This is a genomic window from Ruegeria sp. B11 (assembly GCF_056539785.1).
In genome coordinates this window covers 1,522,507-1,543,613 of the sequence record NZ_JBQFVO010000001.1, presented here as the reverse complement: position 1 = coordinate 1,543,613, position 21,107 = coordinate 1,522,507, and the positions used below count along the sequence as shown (strand labels likewise).

Here is a 21,107-nt window from a genome sequence, read left to right as displayed (position 1 = left end):
GTCACTTAAAGTGTCGCGGGATGGAGCAGCCCGGTAGCTCGTCAGGCTCATAACCTGAAGGTCGCAGGTTCAAATCCTGCTCCCGCAACCATTACAGTCGAACGCAGTGTCAGACGAGCCGCCTCAGGGCGGCTTTGTTCGTTCTGAGATGCTCCCAACGCAAGCAAACCTGCCAACTCTCCAACAAGTTCAATCGCATACTTTCCATCATCTGGGATCAACCTGATCTCCGATAGACAGCTGCGAATGATGGATGTCGTTTTCGCTTGAGATGACGGATCGCGCAAACGAGATCAGGATCATTGCCATCGAGTGTGTCAAGGACGATGAGTCGTCCTATTTCCTCCCAATGATTGCGGCCCAGCCATCACGGCTGGTGGGTTGATAGTACTCTTAACCTGTGAGCCGTTGCTTGCCTGTCAAGGGCAGCACGGCGTGGTTACCTCACGGTTACCACTACTGAGATCAGGCCCGACTTCTACACGTTTAACTCAATGAAGTTATTTAAATTTTGTCTGTTTTGACTTTGGGTGGTTATCCGGACGTGATAGTCTCAAGCGCAAGGGTGCCGGGTGAGTGCCTGGATACCTCCTCTCTCTGACAAGCGACGAGGCCACTCCGGTCGGTTAACGCCGATACGTGTCAACCCGGCCCCGATCTCTTCTGCGCAACTGACAACAGGTTCAGTCCCAGCCCCGCTTGACCGCACCGGACAGCATTACGGTGATCTTCTCTCTTATCGTTTGATCGGGATTGCGTTTGAACATGAAGATCTTGCTGAATCCGCACCGTGTTCAAAGACCGCGACTGTGCTGGATACGGTAGCCATGGCTCACGCGTTCGCGGACTTCTTTTACCATGTCGTGGTCGTTGATCTTCAAATCCCGGATCGCGTCTTCTTTCAACCGACGTCTAACCCGTTCGGCAACTGCGCCTTCAAGTAGTAGTTGTGCTTCCGGCACAAACAGCGCACATCCTTTGACATTTGGCGCGAGTTCTTGTTGGCTTCATTAATCCGGGATTGGCTTCGCGTTAACCGGCCTGCCAGAACCGTAGAGAATTGAAGGGCCCGTTGCCGATGCTTACATTAAAGTCATGGCTCGAATCTCTGAAGTTGGAAAAATACCTCGACGTGATGGAAGCCAATTCCATTGATTTAGACGTCATCGGAGAGCTTTCTGAGCAGGATTTCGCAAGCCTTGGCATCGCGCTTGGCGATAGCAAACGACTTCTCAAAGCGATGAGGGCGCTGCCGGAGGAGAGGGAAGACCCCGACGTTGCCGGTTTTCAGGAATCCGCCTCCGCCTTCGAAATCGCGACAGAACGGCCGCGAAGGTCCATCGGCGAGTTGCGTCAGATGACGATCATGTTCGTTGATTTGGTCAACTCGACAGGGCTCGTGCAGGAACTGGGGATCGAGCAGTATCGAGACTCGCTCAAGGCCTTTCAGAACCTCTGTGCTGAAGCGATCAAAGAGAATTTCGGCTATGTCGCTCAATTCGTCGGTGACGGGGTGGTTGCCTACTTCGGTCACCCGGTAGCCAACGAAGATGATGCAGAGCGCGCAGTGCTCACGGCACTTGCAATCATCGAAAAAGTGAGCGTGATCCCTGTTCCCCCGCTAGAAAAACTGTCCGTGCGCATTGGCATAGCGACCGGCGATGTTCTGCTCGAAGATATTATGCACGGCACACAACAGGTCGACAGTTTCGTGCTGGGGGATATCCCCAACCTCGCCGCCCGCCTTCAGGCGCTGGCCGATCCTGGGCAAATTGCCATATCTGGGCGAACGCGGCGGCTTTTGGGGTACAACTTCCGCTGCACTTCGATCGGCAAACACCAACTGAAAGGATTTTCGCGCCCTGTAAGTGTTTGGCTGGTCAAAGAATCTCGAAAGACAGAGCTACGCTTCGAGAAGCGGATGCACGGCGCGCTAACCCCCCTGATTGGACGTGAAGGCGAATTCAACTTGCTGCGCAGACGCTGGAACGCCGCCTGCCGTGGCGAAGGACAGGCAATATTTCTCTCTGGCGAGGCGGGGCTCGGAAAGTCGCGTCTAGCAGAGGAAATACAGCAAACGCTCGTTCTCCCCATGGGCCAGAGGCTCAGCTTCCAGTGCTCACCCTACCATGAAAACAGCTCGTTCTTTCCAATAAAGTCACATATCATCAATGCTGTCGGCCTTAAGGAAAACGACACTCTCAAAGAGCGTGAATCCAAACTGAAAACGTTTCTGGAAGAGCGCGGCAACGCCTCCGACGAAGTGACCTCACTGTTTTCCAACCTGCTTTCTTTCGGTGCGCCGGAGCAACGCCCGCCTGTGGCGCCCGAAGAGATTAAAACGCGCACTTTTGAGATCCTGCAAAACTACGTCGAACGCGCCTCGCTCAAAAAACCTGTCTTTATCCTCTTCGAAGACCTGCAATGGATCGATCCCTCTTCCGAAGAGTTGCTCAACAACCTGCTGGAGCGAATCGGCAATCTGCGGGTCATGGTACTGGGCACCTACCGCCCTGAATACACACCAAGGTGGTCGAACCTGCCCAAGGTCACCACATTGTCGTTGCCCAGTTTGGGCACGCGCGAAACAGCACAGCTACTCGAAGCACTGATGAGCGACGGAATGGCACTGAACGGGCTTATGGAAACCATCATCACCCGCTCGGAAGGCGTACCGCTCTTTGTTGAGGAAATGGTGAGTATGCTGGCCCGCTCCGCGGGTTCAATCCAGCCGGACGGCCATTTGAAACAAGAAACACTATTCCCGTCGAACTTGAAGGACCTGCTCCGGGTCCGGCTCGACCATCTGAGCGTCGCACCGGACACGATTTCAATTTGTGCCGCTCTGGGACAGGGCTTTACGAGTGATCTCGTCGCCGCCGTTGCTGGGCGACCGGTCGATGAAATCCTGTCAGAGCTTCAAAACCTCGCACGCGCACAGACCATGGTGGAGAAATTTGAAGGAGGCGAAAGCAGTTTTTCTTTCCGCCATGCCCTGATCAGCGATGTCGCCTACGAGGCGATCTTACCACAACAGGCAAGGAGTCTTCACCTCCGCATTGCCGAAACCATGGTAGCGCGTTTTGCGAACCTTTGCGCACGTCAGCCCGAAATTCTGGCGCTACACTACAAAAAGGCGGAACAATTCGACGCTGCGCGGGATCGGTGGCACGAAGCTGCCAAGCTGAGCCTGCGCAACTATGCCAGCAACGAAGCAATTGCCCAGATGAGCGCCGCGATCGAGGCGCACGACAGGCTTGAGCACCACGAAACGTCCGACCAGATCGAGATCAAATTGCGCCAGTCTCTCGCCGTCGCCCTTGAAATGCGCAGCTGGGGCTCGCCCGACATCACAAGAAATCTGGAAAAGCTGATCGCGCTTAACGAGAAAAGTGGCGATCACGAAGTGGCTTTTACCAACCTCCACCAGCTCATAGGTGAACACTTGATCGGTGGCCGCCCCGATGCCGCCTGGCCGTATTGCGAACAAATGACTGACATGCTGGCCGATGACCCCAATGCCGCTTTGCACACCTTAAGCGAACACAATAGCGGCTTGGCTTCGCTGCTTAGGGGCGAATTCGACCAGGCGATTTCTCATCTGGACCGTGCAATTGAACATCGCGCCCAGTGCGACTTGAGCGAAATCAACCGATTCTATCCAGCGGATACGGAAATTGTCGATATGGTGATGCGCTGCTGGGCACGTACTCTGCAGGACCCTGAAGATGACAAGGTGCGCTCGGAACTGGAGCAGGCGATAGCCAAAACCCGCGCCGAACGCAGCGAATTCTCCCGCTGCTACGCGTTGAGCATTATCGCGTCCATTTACTGTACCTACGGTGAGCCCGCACCCTGTCTAGAATTTGCCAAGGAAGCGTACGAAACCAGCAAAAGAAAGAAATTCAAGTATTGGGAACACTGGTCCGCCGTACTTGTGGGATGGGCCGAGACCAGATGTGGCGAAGCAACGGGTGTCAAGACCCTACGGGACGGGCTTGAAAAATATGTGGAGACAGGATCGGGTCAGATCGTTGCCTTCTCGCACAGCCTGCTTGCGGATGCCTTGCTCCATCAGGGCGATCCGGAAGAAGCCGCCGTGGAAATGTCCAAAGCCCGTGAGATTCTTGCGGTCTCCTCCATCAGGTTCCATGAACGGCTGACCGATACAATCGAAAAGAAGATTAAGGCCCATCCCGCCGTTTGACCACGCTGCACCCTGCAACCCGAAATCCCGTTCACAGTCCACATTTTCCCGCAAACCGGGGGAATTCTTAGATTTTTTAAACCGAACGTGCTACGGTTCTGGCATTACTCGAATTTTGTTGTCGGAGTAAATTATGAAAAGACCCAGTTTAAGTATGTTGCTGTTAACTTGCATTGTCGCTCTTTTTTCCGGTTGTTCCTATGTAGTGGAAGACGAGAAGGGATCATCATTCAACACGATCAACCTGCCCGACCAGAAGGTGGTCGCGGGCGGAGTATCTCCTAACAAGAATCTGGAAGACCCGCCCAAGCCAGTGAAAGAGTTCACGGAAGCGGATTTCAAAAGGCTCCTGTCGCAGCTCAGTGAGCCCCCTTGCGATCCCCAGCAGGAGTTTTGTCCTGCCATTAACCGTGCGTCGGTTGTCCGTGACTACGGCGGATTTTCCGGGGTCGCAACCGAGCCGGTTGTAAGGGTTGCGAACAACAGGAACCTGTTCGGCACAAGGACAGTTTCGGTCAAGGGGCAGATATTGGACAAATGTCTGCACGACTCTAGGCTCGCCGGGTATTATTATTCGGGCGGCGCAGATGGTCCGTATGCAAAATCAAGCGGCGACCTTCGTCTCTGTGTCCTGATGCGAACCGCAGTCTCGCGTGCGGGAAGGCTGACGCCAGCAGTTCGTTACCAGTACTTCCACGTCGAGGCCGGGAACGCCAGGGTCGACAAAAAAACTATAGAAGACGCGATAAAAGGTGTATTTCACAAAGCCTTTGATGCGACAGAACTGAAGGTCAGCGCTGCCATGGCGGAGCCGTTCGAATACAAGCTTTATGCCGCGAAACAGGACATCAAAATCGTCAACTATTGGGAAGCGAATTGGGAGCTTGGCAAGGGCCGCGCAAAATGGAAAAAATTCGATCAAAGCACAGTTCCACCCGGAAGTCTGAATCGTATCCCCCTGATCTTTGCGGATAACGGGACCGCCTGTATTGACATGATGTTCCCGGAGGAAACGGGCGTACCAATGACACTAAAACCCAACGCCGCGGCCGGTGTCCACTATTGCCTCGGTCGTTGTTCAAAACCGCCCATCGTGAACACGCGCTGACAGAGCGGTGAGTTTGGCGACCCTGTCGCGCGTTGCGTGTTTCAGCCGGCGCCGTTTTTTCTACTTCGCGAACGTTGCATTTGCCCTTTTAGGCGAGCCGGCATGAACTTCCATGTCGAAGGCTCCACCAGCGATGTCCCGTAGAAAGCTGGATATAACTACGCACGTGAAGGGTCCTGTGCGGGGCTTTTCTCGCTTGGTCGTCCTTCATCTGGCTTTGAAATGCACGCAACGCAGAGGCGTCTGTGAACCCATGCCGGACTTCAAGAAACTGGGAGCCGGTGTAGCAGATCCGCAGGCGATCATTCTGATCGAAGGAAAGAACGCGAGTAGGAAGGTCCAGACCTGCTCGCATGTTCTCTTTCAGAATGGGCGTGTGACCCACACCTGCTCGAAAACGCACACGGCCTGCATATGAGGACCGATATCACACCGGGTTGGACATCTGATTATCGTGGTTTCGATTTGGTAAAGGTAGACAATCTGCCTTAGCCGCGCGTGTTGATAGCTGATCGCGGCTATGATGCTGACAAAACACGTAGACAGATGAATAATCGAGATGTGATGACCCAGATACCGATGCTGAAAATCATATAGATGCGCGTTGGTGTCGACCGTTCACTCTACCGGCCGCGAAATCGGGTCTCGCGCTGCTTTTACAGGCTCAAAAACGCTCGACGTGTTGCGACCCGCTACCACAAGACCGCAGAGAGCTTCCTCGGATTCATAGACATTGAGTCCAACCGACTTTGGCGTCGCCATTTGTCAACATGAACTAGTCGCCAGTTCTCTTGATTTACGGCGTAAGTCGCGATCACTACCGCAGGTCACAAAGCCCAAAGCGCCATTCGCTGCGCTCACATAAGCGCATCTCGTTTTTATCGATGCCTCAATTTTGGCGTGCGAGAAGAATTGACCTATCGCGTCGCATCCAAACCCGGTGGAACGCCCTTGCAATAGCCGCCCGCACAAAACACACCTGCGTTTGGCAGCGACGCCGGCACGGAAATGTCAAAACCATTAACCTTATCCACGAACCAAATGTCGATACAGGCATTCCCTACAATCAGGTATGCAGGGTTGTTGGGCGGCAGCGCCGTGCCGTCAATTTGCATAAGTACAAGCTGAATTCCCGTTCCTCTTGCAATAAATCGCTGCTGATACGAACCACCATTGGGCGGCGGGTTTGAAAAGCCGCCTGATTCTTCGACTTTCAGGCTTTGGCCATTCACATTGAATACCCACCGCACATTGATTGGGATGCCCTCTATGTCGTTCGTAAGTAGATTACGACATAGGACAAACTTGGTGGTTCTTATGTCGAATTGGCCACGACCAAGGCCCTCGTTCGCGTCTTGATCAAAAGCGTACTGGACGGCAGTCATGGAACTGCGACCCAAAATAGCCGTTTTGTAGATTTCCCATTTGTTATTTGGATTGCCCAGATCTGGTGGGGCAGGCGGAAGCGCCTTACACTTTTCTGCGCCGATGTCAGAAACTGTTAGCATTTCTATCGCTGCCGCGGCTTGCACTCCACCACCGTTCAGTTCTTCATCTTCAAAATACCCGAGTGAGTCACCAAGTGCTTCCAACCCAGGGTTATCACTTTGTCTCAGAGCATTGATAAAAGCATCTTCGTTCAATGATCTATAACCATCCTCCTCCGAAGCATTTATCGCAAGTGCGGACTCGGAGCTTAGGCCCAACTCGCTTATTTGGTCGGAAAGCTCTTTTAGGTCAAAAAACTTCTTTATGTGGTTACCTTCAGAATCTTTTTCCTCGGACAGATAGCTGTAGAAAACACTTGGCACCGTCACGATTTCGTTGTCCTGACCGCGAACATCCGTCGCAATGGACAATGAAACCAATAAACACATCGGAGTTCCGTAACGAGCCTTGCTAAAAAAGGCTGCGCAAAGACTACTGATCATAAAACCCTCCCGGAAAAACTTAACGACAAAAAAGCAAAGACTTAAAAACAACAGCTATCAGCTGAGTGCGCTTGAACGGCAAAACGTTCACGCAATGAGCAAACCGCTATAGCGGTGTAAGGTTAGCACAATTCAGCATTCGCTGCACTGGATTTGTAGCAGTGCGACGTACAGTTGCCGCTTGGGCACTTTGTTTTCGCCGGAAGCTTCATTCTTAGCAACTAAACCAAGTAAACTGCCAAACACAGCATCAGATGTAAAAATTATGGTGATTTATTCGGCAATAACGCGAAGCTCAGCCTCGTCTCGTGCCGCTAGGCCGAGAACTATGATTTTGGGCTAGACCATGCGTGGTGTGTTGAGCTTTCCAAATTGCTTGGTCTCGTGTGCCAAACAAATGCGCAGAGCTAGGCCCATAGTGTGCTTCGTCAAGTGATAGAAGCGGTCACATCACCGACAAGAGCACGATCGCTTTGAAAGCATTTAAAAGCGTCCAGCCTCTTTGCTCTAAGAATTGATTGGGTTCAGCGGCATCATAGCCGCCACGCAAGATGCGCGCAAAATGCAGCGTCCGCTGCGGTTTCATTCGCCCCCGTGCCGTTATCGTATCTGACCTGAAAACCCCGAACAATTTCGCGTTTCAAATCGTTCCATCCTTTCGGTCTGGAGTTGGGAAGGCTGGCAATGGTGACCCTCCCGGGCCGCTCCTCTTGCAGGCTTTAATTCAGTACAGTCGCTCAGAATCTTCTCGAAGAGACTCCGGACTTTTTTGTATGCCTCTAACTTGACGTTTCCAGACACTTTTTTAACTGCCGGTAAAGCTCTACCGCTTCTACGAATAGGTTGTTAACTTCCGTGTCATTGTTTTGTGCTCGCACTTGGAATGCTGAAATGCAAAAAAGCAACCGCCAGCAAAACGGTTCAACGCACGTGTTGCGACGATCCGTTGTAATCACCGCCTATACCTGGCATTTCAGTTGCGTTCGGCATCGGTGGTTGCGCCCTCCCGCAAGCAATTGGGTCGAACAAAGCACCGAACAGACCGCCGCAGGGCGGCTTTGTTCGTTTTGAATCTCAACCAACGCAAATACACCGACAGTTCCTCGACAAGTTTAATCGCATACTTCCGTTCTAACGGGATCAACTTGATCTCCGATAGACAGCTGCGAATGATGGATGTCGTCTCGGCTTCTGTGCATTGAGCATTCAACGCTTCTTTTCAAAGTTAACTTGATGATTGTCGATGACTGAAGGCGGCTTTTGCGACGAAAGTTGTTAAGTGTCATTCATTAAACGCTATAGGTCGCAACCAGACAATCTGGTGCGATGTCTGCATCAGATACAAACGTTTACCGGAACTCCAATCTCAGAATGGCAACATTTCAAACTGCCTATTCGAAGCGGTCTAAGTACGTTTTCGATTTGTCAAATTTTGTGTTGAAGGAACCCTTATCAAAGGTCTGAGACGGCATCGGCGCAGATGGTAAGCCGGCAAAGACTACGTTTCACACGACCAAGTTACTCGCAGCGAGTCAATGCGTTACGGAAAAATCAAGAAAACGTAGTTGAAGTAACATAATGCTTGCTGCGAATCGATGAGAGGCTTATTAACCGACCTATCGGTCACTTAATGATGTGAATTCAAATTCGGAGTAATCGACCTATGGACGCCTTTATCTGCGACGCCCAGCGCACCCCGATCGGACGATATGGTGGTGGACTAAGCCAGGTGCGCACAGATGATCTTGCCGCCCTGCCAATCGCTTCGCTTGTCGCGCGTAACCCACAGGTGGATTGGTCCAGTCTGGACGACGTGATTTATGGCGATGCGAACCAAGCCGGTGAAAGCAACCGCAATGTGGCGCGGATGGCGGCGTTGCTGGCAGGGCTGCCGGTGGATGTACCGGGAACGACAATCAATCGGCTCTGCGCGTCTGGCATGGATGCGGTGGGCATGGCTGCGCGCGCCATCAAGGCTGGGGATTATGACATGGCGATCGCGGGTGGGGTCGAAAGCATGTCGCGTGCGCCATTTGTGATGCCCAAGGCAACATCCGCCTTTACTCGTGCCAATGCCGTTTACGACACCACGATCGGCTGGCGCTTTGTGAACCCGAAAATGGAAAAGGAATTTGGTATCGACTCGATGCCCGAAACAGCGGATAACGTAGCGGAAGCTTATGGTATCAGTCGCTCCGATCAGGACGCGTTTGCCGAACGCAGCCAGGCCCGCTGGGCCGCGGCGCACCAGACCGGGGTGTTTCAGGAGGAGATCACCCCGGTCACAATCCCCCAGCGCAAAGGTGACCCGGTGGTGGTCGATACGGACGAGCATCCGCGACCGGGGACTACAGCAGAGAAACTGTCTGGCCTAAAGGGCATCAACGGTCTGGACAAGACTGTGACCGCTGGAAACGCCTCGGGTGTTAACGACGGCGCGGCGGCGATCCTGATGGCAAATGAAACTGCTGCGGCAAAGAACGACCTGACCCCGATTGCCCGTGTGGTTGGCATGTCCGTTGCTGGAGTGGAGCCGCGCGTGATGGGCATCGGCCCGGTTCCAGCCAGCCGTAAGGTGCTTGCACGGGCTGGGCTCAGCATCGATCAGATGGATGTGATAGAATTGAACGAGGCGTTTGCCTCGCAGGGCCTAGCCACGCTGCGCGAACTCGGGGTGCCTGATGATGCGCCGCATGTGAACCCAAATGGCGGGGCAATCGCCATTGGCCACCCGCTTGGAATGAGCGGTGCGCGGCTAGTGATGACTGCTGCCTATCAACTGCGCCGCACCGGAGGCCGCTACGCGCTCTGTACCATGTGTGTCGGGGTAGGGCAGGGTGCCGCACTTATTCTTGAACGTGTGTAAGGGAGGAGACCTCACATGTACGCTCAGATGATCAAAACAGCCGGAACAGGCGTGAAATCCCGCGAGGAGATGACCGAGCAGGAGCGCGCGTTTCAGGACAAGATCGACGCCGATATCAAGATCGAGCCCAAGGATTGGATGCCCGACGACTATCGCGCGACACTGATCCGTCAAATTGGCCAGCACGCACATTCTGAAATCGTAGGCCAGCTGCCCGAAGGAAACTGGATCACCCGAGCGCCAACGCTGGAGCGCAAGGCGATCCTGCTGGCCAAGGTGCAGGATGAGGCCGGGCATGGGCTGTATCTCTATTGCGCGGCAGAAACGCTGGGTGTCAGCCGGGATGAGATCACCGAGATGCTGCTGGACGGGCGCATGAAGTATTCGTCGATCTTCAACTACCCGACACTGAACTGGGCCGATATAGGCGCGGTCGGATGGCTGGTCGATGGCGCTGCGATCATGAACCAGGTTCCGCTGCAGCGGACATCCTTCGGACCATACTCGCGCGCAATGATCCGCATCTGCAAAGAAGAGAGCTTTCACCAGCGCCAGGGCTATGATGCGATCCGCAAGATGGCAGAGGGTACGCCAGAACAGCGTAAGATGGCGCAGGATGCAATAAATCGACTGTGGTACCCGTCGCTGATGATGTTCGGGCCGTCGGACAAGGAAAGCGTGCATTCGGCGCAATCCATGGCGTGGAAGATCAAGATCAACACCAATGACGAGCTGCGCCAGAAATTCGTGGATCAGACCGTGCCTCAGGCCGAATATCTGGGTCTGAGTATCCCTGACCCGGACCTGAAATGGAACGAAGAACGGGGCCATTATGATTACACCGACCCGGACTGGTCCGAGTTTTTCGATGTGATCAAGGGCAACGGCCCCTGCAATGTCGACCGGCTGGCCGCGCGTAACAAGGCGTGGGACGACGGTAAATGGGTTCGCGACGGGCTGCTGGCTCATGCCCGCAAGAAACGCGCCGCAAATCTGGCTGCAGAATAAGACTGCCCTGAGGAGGATACCAAATGAACAACGAATGGCCCCTGTGGGAAATCTTCATCCGCGGACAACATGGCATGAGCCACCGCCATGTTGGGTCGTTACACGCCCCGGACGCGGAAATGGCGATCAAGAACGCGCGCGATGTCTACACGCGCCGCAACGAAGGCGTTTCGATCTGGGTGGTTGAGGCCAACAACATCTCGGCCTCATCGCCCAGCGACAAAGGTCCGCTGTACGAGCCCAGCGAAAGCAAAGTGTACCGCCATCCAACCTTCTTCGATATTCCCGAAGAAGTGGGGGCGATGTAATGAGTGTTCCGGTTTCCAATGACGCTTTGCTGCAGTTTCTGCTTCGGATGGGGGACAATACCTTGATCCTCGGCCATCGCGTCAGCGAATGGTGCGGCCATGCGCCTGTGCTGGAGGAAGACATCGCGCTGGCCAATACCGCGCTGGACCTGATCGGTCAGACTCAGATGTGGCTGGGTCTTGCGGGTGAGATCGACGGCGGCAAATCCGCCGATGATCTGGCCTTTCTGCGCGACGCCTGGGATTTCCGCAATGTGCTGCTGGTCGAAGTGCCGAACGGCGACTTCGGCCGCACGCTGATGCGTCAGTTCCTGTTTGATGCTTGGCATTCGATCATGCTGGGGCGTCTGATGACATCCTCTGACGACCGGGTCGCGGCGATTGCCGCCAAGACCAGCAAAGAGGTTACCTACCACCTCGAACGCTCGGGCGACACGGTTGTGGGCCTCGGCGACGGGACCGAGGAAAGTCATGCCCGCATGCAAGAGGCGCTGGACTATCTCTGGCCATATGTCGGCGAGATGTTTGCCAGTGACGATGTTGATGCAGAAATGGTTGCGGCGAGGATTGCCCCGAACCCGGCAGATCTGCGCGCAGAATATGACGCTCTGATCGAGCGTGTGCTGTCCGAGGCGACTCTAACCATTCCCGAAAGCCGCTTTGCCCATAAGGGCGGGCGCGATGGTCGCATGCATACCGAGCATCTAGGACATCTTCTGACACAGATGCAGTGGCTGCAGCGCGCCTATCCCGGCGCGAAGTGGTAAGGATCAATGCGGGCTTCAACGGATCAGGTTTGGGAATGGCTGGACGCTGTACCAGACCCTGAGATTCCGGTGATCTCGGTCGTCGATCTGGGCATTGTACGCGATGTGCGATGGGATGAAGACACTCTGACGGTTACCGTCACGCCGACCTATTCGGGCTGCCCGGCGACCTCGGTCATCAGCATGGATATCGAAACTGCGCTGCGTGATCATGGAATCGACGATCTGCGGATCGAGACAAGTATCGCACCGGCTTGGACCACCGATTGGCTCAGCGACAAGGGCCGTGCTCGGCTCGAGGATTACGGCATCGCCCCGCCGCAGCCTGCAGGTGGACCTGAATGCTGCCCACATTGCGGTAGCAAGGCGGTTGAAAAGGTCAGCCAGTTTGGCTCGACCCCTTGCAAGGCCCATTGGCGCTGCACCGACTGCCTGGAACCTTTTGACTATTTCAAGTGCATCTGAGGGAGGATCACCGGATGGCACGCTTTCATGATCTGGAAGTTACCGATGTTCACAAAACCATCCGCGATGCGGTGGTCGTGACGTTGAAACCTGTAAACGGTTCAGCCGATGAATTCGACTTTACCCAAGGCCAGTACCTGACCTTCCGCCGCGATTTCAACGGAGAAGAACTGCGCCGGTCCTATTCGATCTGCGCTGGTAAGGATGAGGGCATTCTGCAGGTGGGGATCAAGCGCGTGGATGGCGGCGCATTCTCGACCTGGGCCAACTCCGATCTAAAGGTGGGCGATACGGTGCAGGCGATGCCGCCGATGGGCAGCTTTTACACCGCAATCGATCCCTCCGCCGAAAAGCATTATCTGGGCTTTGCGGGTGGGTCGGGCATCACGCCGGTTCTCTCGATCCTGAAGACGACGCTTGCCCGAGAACCACATTCGCGGTTCACATTGGTATATGCCAACAAGGGCGTGAACACGATCATGTTCCGAGAGGAGCTTGAGGACCTCAAGAACCTCTATATGGGGCGTCTGAACGTGATCCATATTCTGGAAACAGACGCGCAGGAAATCGAGCTTTTTACAGGTCTGGTCACGCAAGACAAATGTGCCGAACTTTTTGAACACTGGATCGATATTCAGAACGTCGACACGGCTTTTATCTGCGGCCCCGAGCCGATGATGCTGGGCATTGCCTCAGCCCTGCGGGCGCATGGGCTGAACGACGGGCAGATCAAGTTTGAACTCTTCGCCAGCGCTCAACCCGGTCGGGTCAAGCGCAAAGTGAGCGGGGCGGACACGGCATCTCAGGACAACCAGACCAAAACATCAATCACCATGGACGGGGCAACGCAAACGATCACCATGCCGAAGGATCAATCGATTCTCGATGCCGCGTTGGAGAATGCGATGGACGCGCCTTACGCCTGTAAGGCCGGGGTCTGTTCAACCTGCCGCTGCCGAGTGCTTGAGGGCGAGGTCGAGATGGTCGCCAATCACGCATTGGAAGACTACGAAGTCGAGAAAGGATACGTCCTGAGCTGTCAGGCCTATCCGATGACCGACACCGTTGTCGTGGACTACGATCAGTAGACGGAGGGAATGATGGCTGAAGACATGACAATCGAGAGCTATTTGGCAGCGGGTGGTGTCCTGAGTAATCCAACCAACGTGCCTCCGCGCTATCGTGCAGAGCTCATGAAACTGATGGCGACCTTCGTGGACAGCGAACTGGCCGGCGCAGCGGGCTTTGCCGACATCATAAATCTGGGCCCGGGCATCAAGGAACGCATCGCGGCGGCCAAGATTGTGCTGGAAAAGACCGACAACGCAGATCGTGTCCTGAAAATCATGGGCGAGTTCGGAGCCAACACTGACCGCTATGCAAATCACCATCCCTGGACCACACGTCTGGATCGTGATGCGGATATCGGGGCTACGCGGTCCGAACACGACATGCGCCTTGCTGTATTCAACTATCCGATCGAAGGATGGGAAGATGCCGTGGTTATGAACCTGCTGATGAGCCAGGCGGTTGACGTCCAACTCGCCCAGTTTTCGCAGATATCCTATCAGCCTCTGGCCGAGGCCTTCCGCGGGATTTCCCCGATCGAGGCGCGCCATGGGGAGCTTGCGCTTGAGGGTGCGGGCAAGCTGATCGAACAGGGAAAGGCTGCAGAAATGCAAGCGTCGGTCGACTATTGGTGGCCCCGGGTCGCGGCAAGTTTTGGGGCAGGCACAGCCGAGAAAACCGAAACGCTCCGCAAGCTGGGGCTGCGGCAATTAACCGGGATTGAGATGAAAGATCAGTGGACAGTAAAAGCGACCGAACAGATCGAAAAGCTGGGACTTAAAGTACCCTAGCTTTCAAAGTTGGCGTTTACGGCTCAGCAACCCATACTTCACGGCCAATCCGCGAAGCGTGCGACGCTTTCGCCGATCTTTCTTCAATGACTGCTGGGCTTTAGCACCACATTTCCGATTGAACTCAAAAACGTCAATCACCCGCTCGGCGCAGCCACAGGCTTCGCCCAGTCCTACTTTGGCGAAATAGAATTTATCGAAACGATCAGGGCGTTGCATGGGTAACCTCCGCCCTTATTGAACCTCATCCTGACCGAAGAGCCAAATCAACTCTGTGCCAACAAGGGTTCAAAGGCCATCAACACCTGATAATGTCAGATTGCTTACCAACGCGGCGTAATCGCTGCGCGCGTTGGCATCCGCCCCGGCATTCCACATGTAGAACCAGTTCAACATTCCGAAAACGGACATGGTCGTGGCTCGAAGCTTGGCCGCATCATCCTTAAAAGTTGCAGGCGAGATGCTGGCGATGATGTCGCTGACGAACACCACCAGATCCCGCTGATAGCCACGCAGCAGATTCTGCTGCTCTTCGGGCAATGCGGACATGCCGCTGGTTTGCACGCGATGCTCATCATCCACGCCTTGATAGGCCAGTAGGATTTCCCGCACCACCCGTTTCAAGCGATCCGCGGGTTCCATCCCGTCAAGGTCCAAGCCGCAAACCTGGTCACGCAATTGCAGCAGGTAACTGTCGAGAATATCAAACAGAATGGCGTCCTTGCTGTCGTAGTAATGATAGATATTGGCCTTGGATATCCCGCACTCCCGCGCCAGCTGAGACATTGACGCCCGATCAAATCCTTCCTGCGCGAAGACGCGGGCGGCGCATTTCAGGATACGTGTTCGTTTATGGTCGTGGTCTTTTGCTATCGTGCGCGCCAAATCCTGACCCTCCGTCTGTCGCTTAGCTGTCCCGATTGTCAATCACGCGCCGGGCCTTGCCCTGTGAGCGTTCAACCTCGCCCGGCTCGCCTATATCGATCTCGGTCGAGATGCCAACCACCTCTTTAATCCGACGAGATAGCATCCGAGCAGCGGCGGTTTTGCTCAGCTCATCGGCTGCATCTGGCGTTGCTTCGACATGCACGCGCATCGCGTCCATCCGGCCAGCTTTATAAAGTTCGATCTGGTAGTAGGGCGCCAGACCGCCGGTTGCCAGAACCTGCTCCTCGATCTGACTGGGGAAGACGTTGACACCCCGCAGAATGATCATGTCATCCGAGCGGCCCGTGATCTTTTCCATCCGACGCATCGACCGCGCCGTGCCGGGCAAAAGCCGCGTCAGGTCACGGGTGCGATAGCGGATCATCGGAAGACCTTCTTTGGTCAGCGTGGTAAAGACCAGTTCACCAATCTCACCATCAGGCATGACCTCGCCGGTCTGCGGGTCGATGATTTCGGGGTAGAAGTGGTCTTCCCAGATCACGGGCCCATCTTTGGTTTCGACGCACTCATTGGCGACGCCCGGTCCCATGATCTCGGACAGGCCATAGATATCGACGGCATGCATATCGAAAGCCTGTTCAACCTCGGAGCGCATCGAATCCGTCCAAGGTTCAGCGCCAAAGACGCCGACAGCCAAGGAACTTTCGCGCGGATCGAGTCCAATCTTGTGATACTGCTCAAGAATGTTCAGCATATAGGATGGTGTTACCATAATCCCGTCTGGTTTGAAGTCGGTGATCAGATCAACCTGCTTGCCGGTCTGCCCACCGCTCATCGGGACGACCGTGGCCCCCAGACGTTCGATTCCATAATGCGCGCCCAGGCCGCCGGTGAACAGGCCATAGCCATAGGCGTTGTGCACCATGTCGCCCCGGCGCAAACCGCTGGCACGCAACGACCGCGCCACCAGATCCGCCCAATTATCGATATCGCCTTGCGTATACCCCACGACGGTTGGCTTGCCCGTGGTTCCCGACGAGGCATGAACACGAATGATCTGCTCACGCGGGACTGCAAACAGACCAAAGGGATAGTTTTCCCTCAGATCGTTTTTGTAGGTAAACGGAAACCGTGCCAGATCACTGAGGGACTGAAGGTCGTCAGGATGCACACCGGCCTCATCAAACCGCTGCCGGTACATAGGCACGTTGTCATAAGCATGGCGCAGCGACCATTTCAGCCGATCCAACTGTAGGTTGCGGATTTCATCAATCGAGGCGATCTCGATCGGATCAAGATCCGCCTTGTTCGGAGTAAGATCCTTCATGCCATCCCCCTCATCTCAGGTCTCGTCAAACACCGGGCCTTTGACCGCGCGGGAAAAGCCCCGAAATTCTGCGATCTTTTGTCCGGCTTGGTTGGTTATGGATACGTCATAGATGCCGCTGCGCCCTGTCAGGCTCAGTTCCGTTGCGCGGGCCGTCAGCAGATCACCGGATCGCGCGGGCGCGACGTAGCTGATCACATTGTGCTGGGCGACTGTGGACTGGTTGCGACTATTGCAGGCAAAGGCAAAGGCGCTGTCGGCCAACATGAATGTCACGCCGCCATGGCAGATCCCGTGCCCGTTGCAGTGATGGTCAGCCACCTGCAACGCCAGCGTCGCAGCGCCTTCATCCATCTCCACCAGTTCCATGCCTGCCCATTTCGAGGCATTGTCCCGCCCCCACATGGCAGCAGCGGCTTTCTGGGCGCGTTCCTTCGGCGTCATCTCATTCTCCCCGAAATACTGGCGCACGCTTTTCCAGAAACGCAGTAACGCCCTCGGCATAGTCGACGCTTTCGCCGCAGGTTTTCATTGCGTCCGCCTCAATCTCGAGATGATCGGTCAGGGTATTCGTGGCAGCCGCCTGTATCGTCTGTTTCGTCAGGCCAAGTCCCAGCGTTGGACCATTGGCGAACTGTTCCGTTAGCGCGCGCGCCTCGGTCATTAGTTCAGCGTCTGGAATTGCTTTCCAGATCAGCCCCCAATCCGCAGCCTGCTTTGCTGGCAGGGGTTGCCCAGTCAGGGCCAGCCCTTTGGCTCGGGCTTCACCCAGCAAACGTGGCAGATGCCAACTGCCGCCGGTATCAGGGATCAGGCCCACTTTGGAAAATGATTGGATAAACTTGGCGGAGTCAGCGGCAAGTACCACATCACAAGCCAAGGCGAGATTCGCACCCGCCCCGGCGGCAACGCCATTGACGGCGCAGACAACAGGTAATTCCAAGGACCTGATCAGGCGGACCAAAGGCGCGTAGAAGGTGCGAACCGTATAGCCCAAATCCGGCGGACCCTCCATCGTGGCAGGGTTTCGATCGCCCAAATCCTGCCCTGCGCAGAACCCGCGCCCCGCGCCGGTTAACAGCACCGCTCGTGCACCACCGTCACGCGCGGCCTCAAGTGCAGCGCGCAGGGCATAGTGCATCTCATCCGTGAAACTGTTCAGGCGATCAGGGCGATTGAGTGTAATTTCAACCCATTGACCCATATTCTGCGAAATAATCGTGTCGGACATGCCCGGTTCGCTTTTCATAAGTTACAACAAACTTCTTGCATAAACCGAACGGTTGGTCAATAAATTCTATAGCCGTTTGTGACTCGGCGATCGGAAATGCCATTTGGCCAGCGGGCGGAACAGCATTTCTCGTCGTTGATAGTTACAAAACGTACCATTAACACATTCACGACTTGCGATTTTGAGGAGGAGACCCGGTCATGAAATTCACCAAGCTCACCACATTGTTGGCGTCTGCAACCTTGGCGGTGTCCGGCACCATTGCTTTTGCGGCTGACTACACCCTGACAATTTCCAGCTGGGCCCCACCCACCCACGGCATCAACGCAAAGATGTGGCCCAAATTCGTCGAAATGGTAGAGGAGGCCACTGACGGGCAGGTCACCGCAGAGCTTAAGCTGGGTATCGCTCCACCGCCTGCGCAGATGGACCTGATTATGGATGGCGCGGCCGATGCCTCGATTATCTTTCATGGCTATCAACCGGGACGCTTCGTCACCACCAAGCTGATCGAACTGCCTGGTTACGAAGGCTCGGCCGAGGACGCTTCGGTTGCCTACTGGCGCGCCTACGACAAGTACTTGAAAGCTGCTGACGAGCATCGTGGTGTCAAAGTCATCGCCTTGCACACGCATGGACCCGCGCAGCTGCATTCCAGCGCGCCAGTAACCACTCTGGATGAGGTTTCGGGCCTGAAAGTACGTATCCCGGGTGGCGTTGGCGGAGACGTTGGTGCGGCGCTTGGTGCGACCGGCATTCAGGTGCCTGCTCCGAAAGTCTATGAAACACTGGCGTCGAAAGCGGCGGACGGTGTCGTCATGCCGCTGGAATCGCGCAAGGGTTTCAAGCTGACAGAGGTTGCGCAGAATGTGTATGAGATGCCCGGTGGTCTTTATCGCGGTTCGTTTGCCTTCATCATGAACGAAGACACCTTCGCAGATCTGCCACCCGAGCTGCAGACGGCGCTGGAAGAAAACGTGTTCGGCGAACCGCTGAGCCGTGAGATCGGCAAAATCTGGGATGAGATCGACGCCACTGGACGTGAGGCAACCGAGGCGGCAGAAGGCAATGCCATCAACGCTGCCACAGATGCGGATATGGAGAAGTTCTCGGCGATCGCCGAAGACATCCGCGGCAAGGTCATCGCCGAGGTTGACGCAACAGGTGTCGACGCTCAGGCCGCATATGACATGATCAAATCGGAAATGTCCTCGAACTGATCCGACTGCAGGGCGGCTCTTGCGCCGCCCTGACTTACCCTGCGCGAGTTTCCCATGACCCCTATTATTCAGCTTGTGCGCCGTGCCAGCGCCCTTCCCGTGATCGTGGCCTGCATTGCACTGTTTATCCTGATGGTAATGACCTTTTGCGACGTGATCCTGCGTTCGGTCTTCAATGCGCCCATTGAGGCCGCCACCGAGCTGACGCGCATTCTGATGGCAATTCTGGTGTTTTCTGTCCTCCCGATCGTCTCCACCACCAATGGCCATATCGCGGTCGATCTGACAGACGGGTTCTTCCACCGTCTGCATCTGTCGCGTGCGCGGGACGTTGTGATCTATGTGGTCAGCGGCATCATGCTGTTCTGGCCGGTCCAGCGCGTTTGGGTCCTGGCCGAGCGAGCGCGGGATTATGGGGATGTAACCGAATATCTTTCAATCCCCACCTACCTGATCGGCTGGTTCATTACCCTGTCTGTTGCCATCACTGCACTGGTGATGATCGCCACTGGGCTGCTAAAGGCCTTCGCCCCAAATACACTGTCGGAGCCTATGTAATGACCGCAGCGCTAATCGGATTTGCGATTGTATTGATCTTGGTGCTGGTGCGCCTTCCTATCGTTTTTGCCATGGGTCTGGTCGGCACATTGGGCTTTGCCTATGAGCGTGGCGGCTCGATCTTTGATGAGCGCGGGATGAAGGCTGCCATGTCCATGGTGGGCCGACAGATCACCGACACTGCGCAGGACTATGGTCTGTCGGTTGTACCGCTGTTCATCCTGATGGGCCTGTTCGTGAACAAGGGCGGCATGGCGCGCGAGCTTTACGCGGTGTCCAACGCCTTTCTTGGCCACATGCGCGGTGGTATTGCCATGGCAACGGTTGCGGCCTGTGGCGGATTTTCGGCTATCTGCGGATCGTCGCTGGCAACCGCCGCCACGATGTCAAAGGTCGCGATGCCGCAGATGCGGCGTTACGGCTATTCCGATGAACTCTCGACCGCCTCGATTGCCGCCGGTGGTACGCTTGGCATTCTGATCCCTCCATCGGTCATTCTGGTCATCTACGGGTTGCTGACCGAGACCTCGATCGGGAAACTGTTCATGGCGGGCATCATCCCTGGCATCCTCGGCATTCTGTTCTACCTCTTCGCCGTGCGCTGGACCGTCTGGCGCAACCCCGAGGCCGGCCCAGCCGGAGAGCGTGCCACATGGTCCGAACGCATCCGTGCGCTGGGTTCGGTTTGGGCGGTGCTGTTGTTGTTCTTCCTAGTGATTGGCGGGCTTTATGGAGCCTTCGATTTTGAGCCCCTAAACCTGACATTCTCACCCACCGAGGCCGCAGGTATGGGGGCCGCTGGGGCCTTTCTGATTGCACTCTTTCGTGGGGGCCTCACGGTTGGCTCGACATTCGAGGTGCTGAAAGAGACCTGCTTTACCGCGTCTGCCCTGTTTGCGGTGTTGATTGGTGCGCAGATATTCTCAAATTTCATCAATCTGGCCGGTTTGCCCGAAGCCCTGATCGCGATGGTGACCGCCTATGATGTGGCTCCGTTTGTCGTGATCCTGATGATCCTTGGTATCTACATCATTCTGGGTTGCGTCTTCGAATCCCTCTCGATGCTGTTGCTGACGGTTCCGATCTTCTTCCCGTTGGTCACGTCTCTGGGCTATGACCCAATCTGGTTTGGCATCGTCGTCGTGGTTGTCACCGAAATCTCGCTGATCACGCCACCCGTTGGCCTGAACGTCTTCATCCTGAAAGGCGTGGTGGGTGACGTCTCGACCGGCACCATATTTCGTGGCGTCACTCCGTTCTGGATCGCCGATATCTTCCGCCTCGCGCTGATCGTGCTGGTGCCCATCGTGGTGCTGTATCTGCCGCAGCAAATGGGCGCTTTGGGACACTAGTCCCACCGCATC

General features: G+C 55.4%; 20 protein-coding genes, 1 tRNA gene and 1 pseudogene. 15 read left to right on the top strand and 7 right to left on the bottom strand.

The annotated features are described in order from the left end of the window. Positions 1-14: 14 nt before the first annotated feature. The 5 genes and pseudogenes from ACR0I1_RS07730 to ACR0I1_RS07710 all read left to right on the top strand — a co-directional run. Positions 15-91 (top strand) — tRNA-Met (locus ACR0I1_RS07730). A gap of 162 nt (positions 92-253) precedes the next feature. Continuing rightward, positions 254-385 (top strand): hypothetical protein, encoded by a 132-nt coding sequence (locus tag ACR0I1_RS07725; RefSeq protein WP_480705717.1) that lies wholly within the window; start codon positions 254-256, stop codon positions 383-385. Between the two features lie 693 nt (positions 386-1,078). Then, entirely contained in the window at positions 1,079-4,207 is a 3,129-nt protein-coding gene (locus ACR0I1_RS07720) for an adenylate/guanylate cyclase domain-containing protein (RefSeq protein WP_480705715.1), read from the top strand. Positions 4,208-4,340: 133 nt separating this feature from the next. After that, complete coding sequence (locus ACR0I1_RS07715) at positions 4,341-5,315, top strand: hypothetical protein (RefSeq protein ID WP_170734236.1); 975 nt, start codon at positions 4,341-4,343, stop codon at positions 5,313-5,315. Positions 5,316-5,699: 384 nt separating this feature from the next. After that, positions 5,700-6,089 (top strand): annotated as a pseudogene (locus ACR0I1_RS07710) (transposase); the annotation flags it as partial. A 143-nt stretch (positions 6,090-6,232) separates the two neighbouring features. Here ACR0I1_RS07710 and ACR0I1_RS07705 read toward each other — a convergent pair. Next, positions 6,233-7,246 carry a hypothetical protein gene (locus tag ACR0I1_RS07705; RefSeq protein ID WP_170515268.1) on the bottom strand — a complete coding sequence of 338 codons (1,014 nt, stop codon included), beginning with the start codon at positions 7,244-7,246 and terminating at the stop codon, positions 6,233-6,235. Positions 7,247-7,691: 445 nt separating this feature from the next. Continuing rightward, positions 7,692-7,832, bottom strand: a complete 141-nt coding sequence (locus ACR0I1_RS07700) for a hypothetical protein (RefSeq protein ID WP_480572382.1) — start codon at positions 7,830-7,832, stop codon at positions 7,692-7,694. A gap of 1,077 nt (positions 7,833-8,909) precedes the next feature. On the opposite strand from ACR0I1_RS07700, the gene pcaF reads away from it, so the two are divergent. Genes pcaF through ACR0I1_RS07665 form a run of 7 tightly spaced genes read left to right on the top strand, consistent with a single transcriptional unit; the run spans position 8,910 to position 14,519 of the window. Beyond that, positions 8,910-10,112, top strand: coding sequence for a 3-oxoadipyl-CoA thiolase (gene pcaF / locus ACR0I1_RS07695; RefSeq protein ID WP_170596866.1), 1,203 nt, complete (start codon positions 8,910-8,912; stop codon positions 10,110-10,112). Positions 10,113-10,127: 15 nt separating this feature from the next. Further along, on the top strand, positions 10,128-11,120 hold the full coding sequence (gene paaA / locus ACR0I1_RS07690) for a 1,2-phenylacetyl-CoA epoxidase subunit PaaA (RefSeq protein ID WP_170404695.1): 993 nt from the start codon (positions 10,128-10,130) through the stop codon (positions 11,118-11,120). Between the two features lie 23 nt (positions 11,121-11,143). Continuing rightward, complete coding sequence (gene paaB, locus ACR0I1_RS07685; protein WP_170404692.1) at positions 11,144-11,428, top strand: 1,2-phenylacetyl-CoA epoxidase subunit PaaB; 285 nt, start codon at positions 11,144-11,146, stop codon at positions 11,426-11,428. After that, entirely contained in the window at positions 11,428-12,195 is a 768-nt protein-coding gene (paaC, locus tag ACR0I1_RS07680) for a 1,2-phenylacetyl-CoA epoxidase subunit PaaC (protein ID WP_480705712.1), read from the top strand. The genes paaB and paaC overlap by 1 nt, the downstream gene beginning before the upstream one ends. A 6-nt stretch (positions 12,196-12,201) precedes the next feature. After that, the gene (gene paaD / locus ACR0I1_RS07675; protein WP_480705710.1) at positions 12,202-12,660 is read left to right on the top strand and encodes a 1,2-phenylacetyl-CoA epoxidase subunit PaaD; all 459 of its coding nucleotides are present in this window, start codon (positions 12,202-12,204) and stop codon (positions 12,658-12,660) included. A gap of 14 nt (positions 12,661-12,674) precedes the next feature. Continuing rightward, positions 12,675-13,748: a 2Fe-2S iron-sulfur cluster-binding protein gene (locus ACR0I1_RS07670; RefSeq protein ID WP_480705708.1), complete on the top strand. Its 1,074-nt coding sequence runs from the start codon at positions 12,675-12,677 to the stop codon at positions 13,746-13,748. Positions 13,749-13,760: 12 nt separating this feature from the next. Then, positions 13,761-14,519, top strand: a complete 759-nt coding sequence (locus ACR0I1_RS07665; RefSeq protein ID WP_170647372.1) for a Phenylacetic acid catabolic protein — start codon at positions 13,761-13,763, stop codon at positions 14,517-14,519. A gap of 3 nt (positions 14,520-14,522) precedes the next feature. On the opposite strand, the gene ACR0I1_RS07660 is transcribed toward ACR0I1_RS07665, so the two are convergent. The 5 genes from ACR0I1_RS07660 to paaG form a co-directional block, all read right to left on the bottom strand. Further along, on the bottom strand, positions 14,523-14,738 hold the full coding sequence (locus tag ACR0I1_RS07660; protein WP_170596871.1) for a hypothetical protein: 216 nt from the start codon (positions 14,736-14,738) through the stop codon (positions 14,523-14,525). 69 nt (positions 14,739-14,807) lie between these two features. Then, complete coding sequence (locus ACR0I1_RS07655; protein WP_170397716.1) at positions 14,808-15,404, bottom strand: TetR/AcrR family transcriptional regulator; 597 nt, start codon at positions 15,402-15,404, stop codon at positions 14,808-14,810. A 22-nt stretch (positions 15,405-15,426) separates the two neighbouring features. After that, the gene (gene paaK, locus ACR0I1_RS07650) at positions 15,427-16,734 is read right to left on the bottom strand and encodes a phenylacetate--CoA ligase PaaK (protein ID WP_170397713.1); all 1,308 of its coding nucleotides are present in this window, start codon (positions 16,732-16,734) and stop codon (positions 15,427-15,429) included. Between the two features lie 15 nt (positions 16,735-16,749). Further along, the gene (gene paaI / locus ACR0I1_RS07645; protein ID WP_170397710.1) at positions 16,750-17,178 is read right to left on the bottom strand and encodes a hydroxyphenylacetyl-CoA thioesterase PaaI; all 429 of its coding nucleotides are present in this window, start codon (positions 17,176-17,178) and stop codon (positions 16,750-16,752) included. A gap of 1 nt (position 17,179) precedes the next feature. Then, positions 17,180-17,965 carry a 2-(1,2-epoxy-1,2-dihydrophenyl)acetyl-CoA isomerase PaaG gene (paaG, locus tag ACR0I1_RS07640; RefSeq protein WP_170424494.1) on the bottom strand — a complete coding sequence of 262 codons (786 nt, stop codon included), beginning with the start codon at positions 17,963-17,965 and terminating at the stop codon, positions 17,180-17,182. Positions 17,966-18,165: 200 nt separating this feature from the next. Between paaG and ACR0I1_RS07635 the strand changes: the two genes are divergently transcribed. Genes ACR0I1_RS07635 through ACR0I1_RS07625 form a run of 3 tightly spaced genes read left to right on the top strand, consistent with a single transcriptional unit; the run spans position 18,166 to position 21,095 of the window. Then, positions 18,166-19,185, top strand: a complete 1,020-nt coding sequence (locus ACR0I1_RS07635) for a TRAP transporter substrate-binding protein (RefSeq protein ID WP_170397704.1) — start codon at positions 18,166-18,168, stop codon at positions 19,183-19,185. A 54-nt stretch (positions 19,186-19,239) separates the two neighbouring features. Beyond that, on the top strand, positions 19,240-19,743 hold the full coding sequence (locus tag ACR0I1_RS07630; protein ID WP_170397701.1) for a TRAP transporter small permease: 504 nt from the start codon (positions 19,240-19,242) through the stop codon (positions 19,741-19,743). Beyond that, positions 19,743-21,095: a TRAP transporter large permease gene (locus tag ACR0I1_RS07625; protein WP_170397698.1), complete on the top strand. Its 1,353-nt coding sequence runs from the start codon at positions 19,743-19,745 to the stop codon at positions 21,093-21,095. The genes ACR0I1_RS07630 and ACR0I1_RS07625 overlap by 1 nt, the downstream gene beginning before the upstream one ends. The last annotated feature ends 12 nt before the right edge of the window (positions 21,096-21,107 follow it).